The organism is Cupriavidus sp. 01L46, assembly GCF_056399905.1.
This window is the reverse complement of sequence record NZ_JBFTSF010000051.1, coordinates 1-13820: the sequence shown is the minus strand read 5'-3', so window position 1 is coordinate 13820 and position 13820 is coordinate 1. Positions and strand designations below refer to the sequence as shown.

Annotated in this window: 13 protein-coding genes; 4 read left to right on the top strand and 9 right to left on the bottom strand. The window is 66.2% G+C overall.

The features are described from left to right. Positions 1-32 precede the first annotated feature (32 nt). The 3 genes from nirB to AC1DS3_RS11765 all read right to left on the bottom strand — a co-directional run bounded on the left by nirB (position 33) and on the right by AC1DS3_RS11765 (position 4702). Positions 33-2582: a nitrite reductase large subunit NirB gene (gene nirB / locus AC1DS3_RS11775; RefSeq protein ID WP_477127204.1), complete on the bottom strand. Its 2550-nt coding sequence runs from the start codon at positions 2580-2582 to the stop codon at positions 33-35. 67 nt (positions 2583-2649) lie between these two features. Further along, positions 2650-3972: an MFS transporter gene (locus AC1DS3_RS11770; RefSeq protein ID WP_477127212.1), complete on the bottom strand. Its 1323-nt coding sequence runs from the start codon at positions 3970-3972 to the stop codon at positions 2650-2652. Positions 3973-4297: 325 nt separating this feature from the next. Beyond that, positions 4298-4702, bottom strand: a complete 405-nt coding sequence (locus AC1DS3_RS11765) for a VOC family protein (RefSeq protein ID WP_441638686.1) — start codon at positions 4700-4702, stop codon at positions 4298-4300. Positions 4703-4858: 156 nt separating this feature from the next. Here AC1DS3_RS11765 and AC1DS3_RS11760 point away from each other — a divergent pair, with 156 nt between their 5' ends. Then, complete coding sequence (locus AC1DS3_RS11760; RefSeq protein ID WP_441638688.1) at positions 4859-5347, top strand: DUF4265 domain-containing protein; 489 nt, start codon at positions 4859-4861, stop codon at positions 5345-5347. A 55-nt stretch (positions 5348-5402) separates the two neighbouring features. Here the strand turns inward: AC1DS3_RS11760 and AC1DS3_RS11755 are convergent, their stop codons facing one another. After that, positions 5403-5906: a winged helix-turn-helix transcriptional regulator gene (locus AC1DS3_RS11755; RefSeq protein WP_441638690.1), complete on the bottom strand. Its 504-nt coding sequence runs from the start codon at positions 5904-5906 to the stop codon at positions 5403-5405. Positions 5907-5994: 88 nt separating this feature from the next. On the opposite strand from AC1DS3_RS11755, the gene AC1DS3_RS11750 reads away from it, so the two are divergent. Continuing rightward, a complete protein-coding gene (locus AC1DS3_RS11750; RefSeq protein WP_477127203.1) occupies positions 5995-6630 on the top strand; it encodes an N-acetyltransferase family protein in 636 nt (211 codons plus the stop codon). Here AC1DS3_RS11750 and AC1DS3_RS11745 read toward each other — a convergent pair. Next, a complete protein-coding gene (locus AC1DS3_RS11745) occupies positions 6627-7511 on the bottom strand; it encodes an EamA family transporter (RefSeq protein ID WP_477127202.1) in 885 nt (294 codons plus the stop codon). The genes AC1DS3_RS11750 and AC1DS3_RS11745 overlap by 4 nt on opposite strands. Positions 7512-7568: 57 nt before the next feature. After that, complete coding sequence (locus AC1DS3_RS11740; RefSeq protein ID WP_441638695.1) at positions 7569-8105, bottom strand: NAD(P)H-dependent oxidoreductase; 537 nt, start codon at positions 8103-8105, stop codon at positions 7569-7571. A gap of 122 nt (positions 8106-8227) precedes the next feature. On the opposite strand from AC1DS3_RS11740, the gene AC1DS3_RS11735 reads away from it, so the two are divergent. Further along, positions 8228-9124: a LysR substrate-binding domain-containing protein gene (locus tag AC1DS3_RS11735; RefSeq protein WP_477127201.1), complete on the top strand. Its 897-nt coding sequence runs from the start codon at positions 8228-8230 to the stop codon at positions 9122-9124. 12 nt (positions 9125-9136) lie between these two features. Here the strand turns inward: AC1DS3_RS11735 and AC1DS3_RS11730 are convergent, their stop codons facing one another. Next, a complete protein-coding gene (locus tag AC1DS3_RS11730; RefSeq protein ID WP_441638699.1) occupies positions 9137-11236 on the bottom strand; it encodes a TonB-dependent siderophore receptor in 2100 nt (699 codons plus the stop codon). 207 nt (positions 11237-11443) lie between these two features. On the opposite strand from AC1DS3_RS11730, the gene AC1DS3_RS11725 reads away from it, so the two are divergent. Next, positions 11444-12160, top strand: a complete 717-nt coding sequence (locus AC1DS3_RS11725; protein ID WP_441638701.1) for an SDR family NAD(P)-dependent oxidoreductase — start codon at positions 11444-11446, stop codon at positions 12158-12160. Positions 12161-12173: 13 nt separating this feature from the next. On the opposite strand, the gene AC1DS3_RS11720 is transcribed toward AC1DS3_RS11725, so the two are convergent. Together AC1DS3_RS11720 and AC1DS3_RS11715 are read right to left on the bottom strand one after the other, a co-directional pair. Continuing rightward, positions 12174-13478 (bottom strand): type II toxin-antitoxin system HipA family toxin, encoded by a 1305-nt coding sequence (locus AC1DS3_RS11720; protein ID WP_441638703.1) that lies wholly within the window; start codon positions 13476-13478, stop codon positions 12174-12176. Continuing rightward, positions 13475-13768 (bottom strand): helix-turn-helix domain-containing protein, encoded by a 294-nt coding sequence (locus AC1DS3_RS11715; RefSeq protein ID WP_174427630.1) that lies wholly within the window; start codon positions 13766-13768, stop codon positions 13475-13477. The genes AC1DS3_RS11720 and AC1DS3_RS11715 overlap by 4 nt, the downstream gene beginning before the upstream one ends. Positions 13769-13820: the final 52 nt, after the last annotated feature.

The following is a 13820-nucleotide window of genomic DNA, read 5'->3' as shown; positions in this document are numbered from 1 at the left end:
GGCGTTGGCGCGGGATGATGGGTCGGGGCGGTTCAGGCTGCCTTGACGATCACGGGGATCTGCTCAAGCCGGGATTTATGCAAGTTCCGTTCCTCCGGCGTGGCCGGGCGGATCTGGCCGCGCTCCTCCATGAAGACCAGGTTGTCGTCGCGCAGGTCGCTGTTGACGAAGTGGCGGAAGCGCTTGCGGGTTTCCGGGTTGGTCACGGCGGCCTTCCATTCGTCTTCGTAGGTGTCCACCACGTGCTGCATCTGCGCTTCCAGTTCGGCGCCGACGCCCAGGCTGTCTTCCAGCACCACGGCCTTGAGGTAGTCCAGCCCGCCTTCCATGTTGTCGCGCCAGACGCTGGTGCGTTGCAGGCGGTCCGCGGTGCGCACATAGAACATCAGGAAGCGGTCCACGTAGCGCAGCAGCGTTTCGCGGTCCAGGTCGCTGGCCAGCAGTTCGGCGTGGCGGGGCTTCATGCCGCCGTTGCCGCACACGTACAGGTTCCAGCCGCGTTCGGTGGCGATGATGCCCACGTCCTTGCCCYGTGCTTCCGCGCATTCGCGGGTGCAGCCGGAGACGCCAAACTTGATCTTGTGCGGCGCGCGCAGGCCCTTGTAGCGGTTTTCGATCTCGATGGCCAGGCCAACCGAGTCGTCCACGCCGTAGCGGCACCACGTGGAACCTACGCAGGACTTCACGGTGCGCAGGGACTTGCCATAGGCATGGCCCGATTCGAAACCGGCCGCGATCAGTTCTTCCCAGATCATCGGCAACTCTTCCACGCGCGCGCCGAACATGTCGACCCGCGCCCCGCCGGTGATCTTGGTGTACAGGCCATACTTCTTGGCCACCTGGCCCACGGCGATCAGGCCGTCGGGGGTGACTTCGCCGCCCGGCATGCGGGGCACGACCGAGTAGGTGCCGTCCTTCTGGATGTTGCCCAGGAAGTAGTCGTTCGAGTCCTGCAGGCTGGCGTGCTCTTTCTTGAGCACGAACTCATTCCAGCACGAGGCCAGGATGCTCGCCACGGTGGGCTTGCAGACGTCGCAGCCCAGGCCCTTGCCGTGCGCTGCCAGCAGTGCGTCGAAGGTCTTGAAGCCGCCCACGCGCACCAGGTGGTAAAGCTCCTGGCGGGAGTAGGCAAAGTGCTCGCACAGGTGGTTGTTCACCGCCAGGCCTTGCTTCTTCATCTCGGCCTTCATGACCTGCGTGACCAGCGGCACGCAGCCGCCGCAGGTGCTGCCGGCCTTGGTGCAGCTCTTCATCGCACCGATGGTGGTGGTGCCGTTGCAGACGGCGGCGCAGATATCGCCCTTGGTCACGTTGTTGCAGGAGCAGATCTGCGCGGCATCGGGCAACGCGTCGGCGCCCAGCCCCGGCTTGGCCTGGCCGTCGGAGGACGGCAAGATCAGGAATTCCGGCGACTCGGGCAGCTCGATCTTGTTGAGCATCATCTGCAGCAGGGTGCCGTATTCCTCGGCATCGCCTACCAGCACGCCGCCCAGCAGGTACTTGCCGCACTCGGACACCACCAGCTTCTTGTAGACCTGCTTGCGCTCGTCGGTGAACTGGAACGAGCGGCTGCCGGGCGCATTGCCGTGCGGGTCGCCCAGGCTGGCCACGTCCACGCCCATCAGCTTGAGCTTGGTGCTCATGTCGGCGCCGGCGAACTCGGCCTGGTGGCCGAGCAGGTGCTTGGCGGCCACGCGGGCCATTTCATAGCCCGGAGCGACCAGGCCGTAGATCTTGCCGTCCCACAGCGCGCATTCGCCGATGGCGTACACGTCGGGGTCGGAGCTCAGGCACTGGTTGTCCACCGTGATGCCGCCGCGCTCGCCAATGGCCAGGCCGCTGGCGCGGGCCAGTTCGTCGCGCGGGCGGATGCCGGCCGAGAACACGATCATGTCGGTGTCCAGATGGCTGCCATCGGCAAAGTTCATGCGATGGGTGCCGTCTTCGCCGTCGACGATCTCAACGGTGTTCTTGCGGGTATGCGCGGTGACGCCAAGCGCTTCGATCTTCCGGCGCAGCATGGCGCCGCCGCCGTCGTCCACCTGCACCGCCATCAGGCGGGGGGCAAATTCCACCACATGGGTTTGCAGGCCCATGTCGCGCAGCGCCTTGGCACATTCCAGGCCCAGCAGGCCGCCGCCGATCACCACGCCGGTCTTGGAGCGGGCGCCGCATTCCTGCATGGCTTCCAGGTCTTCGATGGTACGGTAGACAAAGCAATCCTTGCGGTCCTTGCCGGGCAGCGGCGGCACGAAGGGGTAGGAGCCGGTGGCCATGATCAGCTTGTCGTAGGACAGCGTCTCGCCGGTGGAAACCGTCACCGTCTTGGCCGCGCGGTCGATGCCGGTGGCGCGCGCGTTCAGGCGCAGCAGCATGTTGCTGCGCTCGAAGAAGCCGGTTTCGACCAGCGAGAGATCCTCGGCGGACTTGCCAGCGAAGAACTCGGACAGGTGCACGCGATCGTAGGCCGGACGCGGCTCCTCGCACAGCACCGTGACTTCGAGATCTTGCGAACCGGCCTCGGCCAGGCATTCCAGGAATTTGTGGCCGACCATGCCGTGGCCGATGATGATCAGTTTCATGATGGTTTCCTTGTTCTGTGGGGCCGCTGGTGCGTGTGCTTTGGTGGCGTCGTTGCGTCGGGCGGGCTCAGGAGCCCGAGCCGGCCAGCGCGTTGTCGAACAGCGCCTGCTCGCTGGCCTTATGCTCGGCCGAGAAACGCACGGCGATGGCGCACAAGGCGGAGACGATGGCCGCCGCGCCCAGCACGGTCAGCGTTTGCTGCAGGTTGCCGCCCAGGCCCTTCATCAGGAAGCCCGCCGCCACGGCGCCCACATTGCCGCCGGCGCCGATGATGCCGGCCACGCCGCCCAGCGCCTTGCGGTCGATAAAGGGCACCAGCGCATAGGTGGCGCCGCAGGCCATATGGGTGAACAGGCCGAAGCCCAGCATGGCGGCCACCGCAGCCACGACGCTATGCGCCTGGGCGAACCACAACAGGCCCAGGCCTTCACCCAGGATCAGCACGAACAGCAGCATGGAACGCGCATCCAGGCCACGGCGCAGCGCAGCCTTGTCCGACAGCCAGCCGCCCAGGGCACGGGCGAACAGGGCGAGCAGGCCAAAGCTGGCGGCGGCCAGGCCGGCGCTGCCCAGCGACAGGCCGAAGCGATCCACGTAATAGGTAGCAGCCACGTTGTGGATGAAGATCTCCACGCCGAAGCAGGCGCCGTAGGTGATAAACAGCATCCACACGCGGTAGTTGCCGGCAGCGGCGACAAAGCTGGCCCAGMCGCCTTTCTTGCCGCTGTCGATGGCGATGCCGCGCGCGCGCAGATCCTTGAAGTCGCCTTGCGGGCAGTCCTGCGTATAGCGCCAGTACAGCACTGCCATGATCAGCATCAGCACGCCCGGCACCAGCAGCGCCAGGCGCCAGCCCATGGTGTGACTCACGCCCAGCATCAGCACGCCACCCAGCAGCAGCGGCATCAGCGCTTGCGCCGCGCCACCGCCGGCATTGCCCCAGCCGGCGGCTGCCGCGTTGGCGGTGCCCACCACGTTGGGCGCGAACATCACCGAGGTGTGGTATTGCGTGATCACGAAGCTCGCGCCAACCGCGCCAATCAACAGGCGGAAGAACAGGAAGGCTTCGTAGCTCTGCGCCATCGCCACGCCCAGCACGGGGATCGCACCCAGCGCGAGCAAGCCGGTGTAGGCGCGGCGCGGACCAAAGCGGTCGCACAGCGGGCCGATGGCCAGCCGCACGAGAATGGTCACCGCCACTGCCGCGATATTGATATTGGCGATCTGGTCGGGAGTCAGGCCGAATTCACCCTTGAGCACCGGCATCAACGGCGCGCAAGCGAACCACGCGAAGAAGCACACGAAGAAGGCCATCCACGTCAGGTGGAAGGCGCGCATCTGCGGGGTGCGCAGGCTTAGCAGTTCGATGCGGGTGGCTTTGCCGGTCATCATGGCTCCATAAAAACAAATGGCGTCCCGCAATCCGGTCGTGAAGACCAGATCAGGGGACGCCGTTGTCCTGGTGGCAGCGGTGAAGACCGCTACCACCCTGTGTGAGGTGAGCGGGCCGCCGTTGGTCCGCTCGCGTCTTATTACGCAAGCGGTGTGCCAGGGCTGTTTGTGATGGATGGCGGGGTTTTTGCGCTGCGCAGGCGCGTCAGGCCGGGAGGCGATGCGCCGAGGTGGGGCGGGGTGGCACGGTCATGGTGCAGTGCAATGGATCGGGGCGGTGCGCGTGGTGGTGCAGGCAGCGGCTGGTTTTAGGCGGACCGAGTCAGATCGAGGCCGAATCCGAATGACACACCGCCTCCACGCGATTGCCCGCCGGATCGACGAGGAACGCTGCGTAGTATCCGGCATGGTAGGCAGGCCGCAGGCCGGGATCCCCATCCGACGATCCCCCGGCGTCGAGGCCCGCGGCGAAGAACGCGTCCACCTGTTTGCGGGACGACGCCTTGAAGCACCAATGCCGCTTGTTTGCTTCGATCCTGCTCGGGTCGAGATAGACCGCCAGGCACGTGGACATCGTATCGCTGGACGTGCAGCGCTCGCCATAGCCAAGCGCATCGGGGCGGTCATAGACCTTCGTTGCGCCCAAGGTCTGCATGATCGCGTCATAGAAGGGGCGCGCTGCGTCGAGGTTGGGCACGCCGATTGAAACATGATCGAGAAGTCGCATTGGGTTTGGCTCTAGCTGGTTCCTGGGCTGTTGTTCTTGCGCGGGGCATGKGTTAAAGCGTCGAACGTCGAACGTTGAAGATGTCTCACAACACGCTTGCTATGTAAACTAGGCGATTGCGCATCAGCATCAAATTCAAGAGCGACGAATTACCCCATGGAAAACATCCCCCCAAACGTCCTGATCCACGTCTACGCCGGAGAAGACGACGCGGAGCCAATGTTCGAGGAACTGCCCGCCCGCAAGATCGATGAAGACACCTATGAGCTACTCGCCTCGCCCGGTCTCGCCCTGAATCTGGCAAGAGGCGACATCGTCTCTATCAAGAACAGAAACGCGCATGCCGAAGTCCTGTCGAGGGGTGGCAATTTCTGCATTCAGATCTACGAGGATGAAGATATCCCACAGGCATGCCTGGCACGGCTGGAGAAGCAAGTGCAAGCCGAACTGGGCGGTTCCCTGGATGGGATCAACGGCGGAAACCTGTCGTTGACCATCCCATCCAACAACGGGATGGACCGGATCCGCGAGGTCTTTGATAGGTTTCGCGAGCAGACCGGGATTCAGTGGTACTACGCGAACATCTACCGGAATCTGGACGATCCCGATGACGAAACACTGCTGGACTGGTGGCTGAAGGATTGACGACTGATCGCCGGGATGCATGACCAAGCTGCTTTGGGTCGCCTGCCACCCAGGCTCACGCCTGCGTGGCAGGCGCTTGCGGGGATTCGCCTTCGGCCGCCGGCGCTGGCCGCTGGCTCGCGTGGTAAATCTCGATATCGTTGGGCCGCACTAACTGATCCGCATCATCCACCAGCGCCGCGCGCACGCGGCGCCCCTCCGGTGCGGTAAGCAGCGTCACCGGCCCTTGGCCGCTGGCGGCCAGGTGGCGATCACCCCATTGCATCAGGCCGATGATCACCGGCAGCAACTCCACCGCGGCGCGCGTCGGCCGGTACTCGAACCGTTCCCGCTCGCCCGGCTCCCGATAGCTCACCTTGCGCAGGATGCCTGCCTCGGTCAGTGTCTTGAGCCTGGCCGACAGCACGGCGGGGGAGCACTGCAGGCGCTCCAGGAACTCGTCGAAGCGCCTGATGCCGTGGAAAACGTCGCGCAGGATCAGGATTGTCCACTTCTCTCCGATCAGCGAGAGGGTCGCGGCAATCGAGCAGTTGCGGAGTTCTTGGGCGGTGAGATCCATCCATTGAGCATAGCAGGCTAACTTCATTTGCAAAAGTCAGGGTATTGCCTATACTCCTGACTATGAAATATGAAGTCAGGAGCCGGACATGCAACCCTCGAATCCCCCAAGTCTCTCGGGCCAATCCCGCCTGACCGGCGGCGGCTGGCATGCCGGCTGCCCGGAATGTGCCGAGACCTGGAAGTTGAGCGGTGGCGAGCGCGTGGTGGTGCGCGCTGTTCGTGCCGCCGATGCCGAGAGAGAGCGGGCTTTCGTCCAGGCCCTGTCGCGCGAGAGCCGCTATTACCGCTTCCTGACCGGCGGACGCGTGTCCGACGAGGTGATCGACCTGTTCATCGAGAGCAACGCCGGCCTGGCGCTGGTGGTCACGGCGGAAGTGCAGGGACTGCCGATGATCGTCGCCAACGGCAACTACGTGGTGACGCGTGGCGAAGAGGGCGACGTTGGGGAGTTCGCCGTGGCGGTGGCCGACGACTGGCAAGGCAAGGGTATCGGCCGCCGGCTGATCCAGCGCCTGCGCGACGCGGCGCTGGGCGCCGGCCTGCATCTGCTGCGCGGGGATGTGCTGAGCGAGAACCGCCGCATGCTGGCGCTGATGCGGGAGTTCGGTTTCTCCACCCGGCGCACTCCGGAAGACAGCCTGCTGTATGAGGTGAAACTGGTGCTGGGCGAGTTGGCCGGCAACAGCGCGCCGCAGGGCGTCGCGCGGCTCCCGGCGGCCTAAGCCTCTGCGCTTGCGCGCTTGCGCGATCCGGCCGTCACGGTGCATCCCACCGACGCCGTGATGATGCTGGCAATCGCCAGCCATTGCTGTGTATTCAGCGTCTCGTGCAGGAAGGCGAGCCCTGCCAGCGCGCCCATGGCGGGTTCCATGCTGAGCAGGATGCCGAAGGTGCGGCGCGGCAGCCGCTTGAGCGCCACCATTTCCAGCGAATAGGGAATGGCGCTGGAGAGCAGGCCAACCGCCAGCCCTGCTACCAGCAGCGACGGGCTGAACATGGCCGCGCCGGCATGCGCCAGCCCGAAAGGCAGCACGACCAGCGATGCCATGGTCAGCCCGAGCGAGGTGGCTTGCCCGCCGTGCGCGTTGCCTGCCATCTGCCCGAAGATGATGTATAGCGCCCAGCCCACGCCAGCCGCCAGCGCGTAGCCGATGCCCACGGGATCGAGCGTGGCAACGTTCTCCCCAAGCGGCAACAGCAACAGCAAGCCTGCCACCGCAAAGGCAATCYAGAGAAAGTCGATGGCCCGCCGCGACGACGACACGGCTACTGCCAGCGGCCCGGTGAACTCGATGGCAATCGCCAGCCCGAGCGGGACGGTGCGCAGCGACATATAGAACAGCAGGTTGGTGGCACCCAGCGCCGCGCCGTACAGCGCGATCACGCGGGCGTTGGCCAGGCTGAGCGGCATCCGCCAGGGCCGCCACACGCATAGCAGGATCAACGCCGAGAAGCTCACCCGCAGCGCCGTGGTGCCTTGGGCGCCAACCTCGGCAAACAGGCTCTTGGCAAACGATGTTCCGACGCAGAGCGAGGCCATCGATCCGATCAATGCCAGCACGGCGATCAGGGTGGCGCTTTGTTTCAGGCGATTCAGCGGCAATTGCGACTCTCAGGCGTTTCTGCGAGCCCGAATCTTGAACGATCCTGGCGTGGCTGGCTAGGCCGCGATGTGCTGCAAGCGCACAGCGTAGCGTTCGCCCGCGGCAGCCAGCGCGTGGTCATCCAGCTTGCCAGCCTCATAAAGCACGAACGGCTCGGACCACGGCAGGCCGCAGCGGTTGGCGGTGGCTTGCAAGGGGCGCAGCAACTCGGCAAGCGGAAACAGATTGACGCCGCCTGGCCCGTAGGCCTGCCGCACGTTGCCCGCAGTGGCGGCTACCAGCATGGGCTTGCCTGCCAGCGCGCGGCCCTCCGTCTCATAGGCGATATAGAACATGCGTGTCAGCACGGCGTCCAGCCAGGCCTTGAGCAGGGCGGGCGTGGCATACCACTGGAGCGGGAACTGAAACACGATGTGGTCCGCGCCAAGCAGCCGGCGGACTTCGGCATCCACATCGATGGCGCCGTCCGGGTAGAGGGCGTAGAGGTCGGCGATCTCCACGCCGGGCAGCGTGCTGGCCGCATTGCACAGGGCGCGATTGGCCTTGGATTGGCCGAACCGGGGGTGGAACAGCAGGATCAGGGTCTTGGACATGAGGGGCTCCGGTTGGTAGTACCGCGGTGTGTGCCGTGGTGCGTGCCGTGGCGATGTCTCAAGGATGCCGCTTCACACTAAATCATTCCAATGGATGGTTTGTATGTTCTATTATCTGTTTCATGAATTTACGTGCGATCGACCTCAATCTGCTGACCGTGCTGGACGCCTTGCTCGACGAAGCCCATGTGTCGCGTGCCGCGCAGCGTGTCGGGCTGTCCCAGCCAGCGGCCTCCAGCGCGCTGGAGCGGTGCCGCCATCTGTTCAAGGATCGCCTGCTGGAGCGTGCGCTTGGCGGCATGYAGCTCACGCCAAAGGCGCAGGCTCTGCGCGGGCCGCTGAAGCAGGCGCTGGCCTCGGTGGCGGCGGTGATCGGCGAGCCCGAGGTGGATCTGGCGAGCTTGTCGCAAACGGTGCGCATGCGCATGGCGGACCATCCCGCCGTGCTGGTGGCGCGGCAACTGCATCGGCAACTGGCGTGCAGCGCGCCGTGTGTCAATCTCGTGCTGCAGCCGTGGCAGGGCGCCGATGCTGCGCTCGAGTCCCTGGCGCGCGGGGATAGCGATCTCGCCGTATCCGTGTTTCCCGCCGTGGGCGCGGATTTTCGCCGTCGGCCGTTATTGCGCGAGCACTACGTGGTGGCCATGCGGCAGGGCCATCCGGCCGCCACCGGCTTTGGCCTGGAGCGCTGGCTGGACTACCCGCATGTGCTGGTATCCGGCCGTGGCGACATCCATGGGCCGCTGGACGATGCACWGGCCGGGCTGGGCCTGGCGCGGCGCATCGGCATGGTGGTGCCGAGCTTCATGATGGTGCCGCCGCTGCTGGCCGATTCCGACCTGATCGCCATGCTGCCCAGCCGCTGCCTGCCGGAGGACCCGGCACAGGCCCTGGCGACGTTCGCGCCGCCGGTGGCGGTGGAGGGTTTTTCCCTCCACCTGGCCTGGCATGTGCGCCGCGACGACGACGTGGCCGTGCGGCATGTGGCGGGCCTGATCGAAGGCCTGCTGGCGGCGTAGCGTAGTTTGGTTTTAGTAGTTGAGCGCCACGTTGAGCATGACCGTACGGGGATTGCCCACCGGCACGATGTTGTTGCTCAGGCCGCCGGCATAGTACGCCTTGTCGAACACGTTCTTGACGTTGAGCGCGGCCTTCCAGTGCGATGCCACATAGCCCACGCCAAGGTCCGCCACCGCGTAGCCGGGCACGGTGTAGTTGAAGGTGTAGCCGCGCTTGGCGCTCTCCGCGCGCATGCCGGCGCCGGCGTACCAGCCTGCCAGCGGCCCGCGGAAATGCTTGGTGCCCCATAGCGAGACGCTGTGCCGGGGCACGTTGTTGAGCGGCTTGCCCACATTGGCGGCAACGGTGTCTTCCGTGACCTCGCTGGCGATGTAGGCATAGGCGCCGGCCAGGCTCCAGCCGCCGCCAAGATCCGCCGTCAGCTCTGCCTCCAGCCCGCGCGTGCGCTGCTCGCCCGTGGCAATGCTGAAGCCGGTATTGACYGGGTCCGAGCTCAGCACGTTGCGCCGGGTCAGGTCGAAGGCAGACAGGGTCAGCAGGCCGCGCTTGCCGGGCAAATCAAACTTGATGCCCACCTCGGCCTGGCGTCCCGTCTCGGGCTTGAAGGTGCCGCCGTTGACGTCCGTGCCGCTATTGGGCAGGAACGAGGTCGCGTAGCTGACATAGGGCCGTGCCCAGCTGGTCAGGTCGAGCATCAGCCCGGCGCTGCCGGTGACGGCCCGCGCGGTGTCGTCCAGGCGCGTGGCGGCCAGGCGGTCCGTGGTGCTGGTGCGGGCGGTGTCGTGGCGCAGGCCGGCGGTGAGCAGCCAGCGCTCGGCAAAGCGCACCTGGTCGCGCGCGTAGAAGCCCAGCGTGCTGACGTTGTCTTCCTGGTTCAGGCTGTAGGCGCTGGGGCAGTTCACGGCCGCGCCATACACCGGCTTGTAGACGTTCAGCGCCGCGACGCGGCAGGTACGCTGCAGGCGGCTCTCGTTGCTGCGGTTGTAGTCCACGCCGAGCGTGATCTCATGCTGCTGCCCGGCAATCTCGAAGCGCCGCTGCAAGTTGGTATCCACGCCGAGGGTGGTGCCGGAGAAATCCTGCTGCGTGCCGCTGCGGTTGAGCAGTTGGCTGTTGACGGCCATGGTGCCGCCCGCGATCAGCGTGCCGGCCAGCGACAGCGTTTGCCAGCGGAAATTCTGGTTCAACGTCCAGCCGGAATCAAAGCGGTGGGTCAGCGCATAGCCCAGCCGGTTCTGCTCGCCGTCGTATGGCGCCAGGCCCGGCTCGCCGGTAAAGCGGCTGTTGGGCAGGGTGCCGTTGCGGTTGGCGATGAGCGTGCCATTCACGGGCAGGCCTTGCTGGCGCACATATTGCCGCTCGTTGTGGCTCGCTAGCAGGGTCAGGTCGGTGCGCGCGCCCAGGTCCAGCGACAGCGACGGCGCGATGTAGCGGTTGCGGTAATAGACGTAGTCGGTCGCGTCGTTGCTGTTCATCGCCAGGGCGTTCACGCGCAGCGCGGCCTTGCCGTTTTCCGACAATGGCGTGCCCACGTCCGCCGTGGCCTGCCGCAAGCCGTAGTTGCCTACCGTCAGCCCTAGTTCGCCAAACAGGTCGGGCATGGGGCGCTTGCTGACGATATTGACCATGCCGCCCGGCTGCACCTTGCCGAACAATACCGAGGCCGGGCCTTTGAGCACTTCCACGCGCTGCGCGCCGAACAGCTCCTGCGCCACGCGGTTGTTCGACTCGACCAGCAGGCCATCGACAAAGACGGATTCGGATGCGCGCTGGCCGCGGATGATGAAGTCGTCCCAGCCGCGCCGGCCGTAGACATTGGTGACCACGCCGGCCGAATTGGCCAGCGCGTCACCCAGGGTTTGCGCTTGCTGGCTGTCCATCAGATCGCGCGTGATCACGGTGATGGACTGCGCGTTGTCCGCCGCGGACGTGCCGGACTTGGTCACGCCCGCTGCCCGGCGCGTGGCAAAGCCGGTGTCGGCGCGGGGATCTTCGGCGGCGCTAACCGTGACGGCCGGCAAGGTGGTCTCGGCGTCCGGGGCGGCCAGGGCCATGGCGGGGGAGAGCAGGCAACCCAGGGCGGCCGGGGCAATCAGTTGGCGAGTGAGCATGTGCTGCGAGAGTGCGGAAAGCGCCAGATTGTAAATGATAATGATTATCGTTTGTAAGATTCTGCAATGGCATCGGGCTGTGCTTTGCCGGCCCCGGCGAGGCCGAATGCACTCGCCGGCTTTGCCCCTCGCCCTCCAACGCGCTTTCCACCTCAAGCGCGGCAGACTATGGTGACTAGGAGACCGAAGCCCGAACAGGAGAACACCATGGCATCGTCAGCATCCCCCCGCCGCATCGTGATTACTGGCGCCGGTGGCGCGCTTGGCCGCGCCGTTACCCAGGCGTTCGCGGACGAGGGGGCGCGGCTGGCCCTGATCGACCGCGACGTGGAGGTGCTGCGTGCGCACGCGCCGGTGCCCGAGGCCGCGGACTGGCACCTGTTGCTAGCGGCGGACGTGACCTCGACGGACAGCATGGCCATGGCGGCGCGCAGCATCCTCGACGCGTTCGGTGGCGTGGATGTGCTGGTGCACGTGGCAGGCGGCTTCGAGATGGGCGAGCCCGTGCATGCGCTCAGCCGCGAATCCTGGATGCGGATGATGGATCTGAACGCCTGGTCGCTGGTGGCCGTCACGCAGCACCTGGTGCCCGCCATGCTTGCGCAGGGTGCCGGCAAGGTCGTGGCTGTGACCGCGCGCGGCGCCGCTAGCGGCGCCGCCGCGATGGGCGCCTACTGCGCGTCAAAGAGCGCGTTGCAGCGTCTGGTGGAGAGCTTGTCGCATGAGGTGCGCCGAGCTGGCGTCAACGTCAATAGCGTCGCGCCGGGCACGCTCGACACCCATGCCAACCGCCAGGCCATGCCCACCGCCGATCCCACCAACTGGGTCTCGACCGCGGCGGCGGCGCGCGCCATTGCCTTCCTGGCCTCGGACGCGGCGCAGGCGATCCATGGGCAGCACGTGGTGCTGGATGGGCTGAGCTGAGGGGGGCGCTGAACTAAGCCTTGCGCCGTGCCAGGGGTAATGTCGCCAGCCGCTCCAGCACGATGGCACGCATGCCCGCCGGCGCCGGCAGCTGCTCCAGCAATGCMGGCCAGCGCTCGTGCGCCATCGCCACCGCGTCTTTCACGGCGGCGGTGGCGATGCGCTCGGCGATCCGGGCCTTGCGCGCGAATTCGCGGTAGGTCTGCAGGGTTTGCTCGCGCTGCTGCCGGTCGATGGCTACGTTCTGGCCGAAGCCGGCAAAGCCCGGCAGGGCAGCCACACTGACGATGTCATAAGCGGGCGAGAGTTCGGGCGCGACGCCGTTGCGGTACAGGAACGAGAAGTTCTTCAGGTGGGCGTCGCTGTTGCCCAGCAGCGTATCGACGGCCTGGCGGATAAAGAACTGCCGCACGTCTTCGATGCCGCGCACGCTGAGGCGCTCCAGCAGTTGCACCAGGGCGGCGTAGGCGTCATGGCCGCCATACTTGCGGTTGGGCATGCGGGTCAGCAACTGGCAGCCGTCTTCGGCATGCACGCGCCCGCCGGGCTCGCGGTCGAAGCGGTCCACGGCGAGGAAGTGCAGGCCGGTGCCAAGGGCCTCGGCCAGCCCCTCGACCTCGATGGCGGCAAGCGGCACGGGCCGGCAYGGTGCCACCGCCACGCCGGCAGCCTGCGCCAGTTGCATCGACACGTATTCGTTGAAGACCTGGCTGTCGTCATTGCGCGCGGGCAGCTTGGCGATCAGGTCGGAGAGGTGCCCATGGGTGGGCATGGAGTAGCGCTTGCCGGCATGCGCGGTGGACAGTGCTAGCTTGTTCTGCACGCCCGAGACCGATGCCGCGCCTTCGGTGGCGCCTTCGATCACGGCAATTTCCAGGTTGTCCGCGCCACCCGTCACGCCGACGGTGCGCACGTGCTCGGGCAGGGCGTCGATGGGCGCGGGGCGCACCACTACCGCGCCCGGCAGGTCGTCGCCGGCGGCGGCCAGGATGCCGAAATCGTCACGGTCTTCGGGATGGTGGCGCGTGGCCTCCAGGCGCTTGCGCAGCTCGCTCTCGGGCAACAGCCCGGCGAAGTAGGGCGGCAGCGCCGCGTTGGTGTTGTACAGCGCGCGATGGAAGGGGTTGGCCAGCACCGAGGCGGTCAGCGTGTCGTTGCCGGGGAAGGTCAGCGAAAGGCTGAGCGTGGGCCGCAGCGGGTCGCCACGGAAGGCCTCTGCCGGCACGAAGCGGCAGGTGCGCTCGACCTCGCACAGATGGCCGCACAGCACGCCGTGCAGGTGCACTTCCAGATAGCGGGGGCGCAGCCCGGGGCTCATGATTCCTGCTCCAGGAACATTTCCACCGAGGTCTTGGCCTCGCGGTCCGGCCCGCTGTCCTTGCCCTCGACCAGGCGCTTCACGGCGAGCAGGTGCTCGCGTGGCACCAGGACCCATTCCGCATCGAGCGCGGCACCCACGGCTTCGAGTGTGGAGGCGCGCACATCGCTGCGGCCGCTCAGCGCCGTGGTCAGGTTGGACGGCGCCATGCCGATCAGCCGGGCCACTTCCCCCAGCGAGGATTTGCGTGTGGCTCGGCGTGCCTGGAGCTGATCGTAGAATGATGCCATGGCATATTTTCATATCAAAAGATATGAAATAGCATAGCACATGACGGTGTTT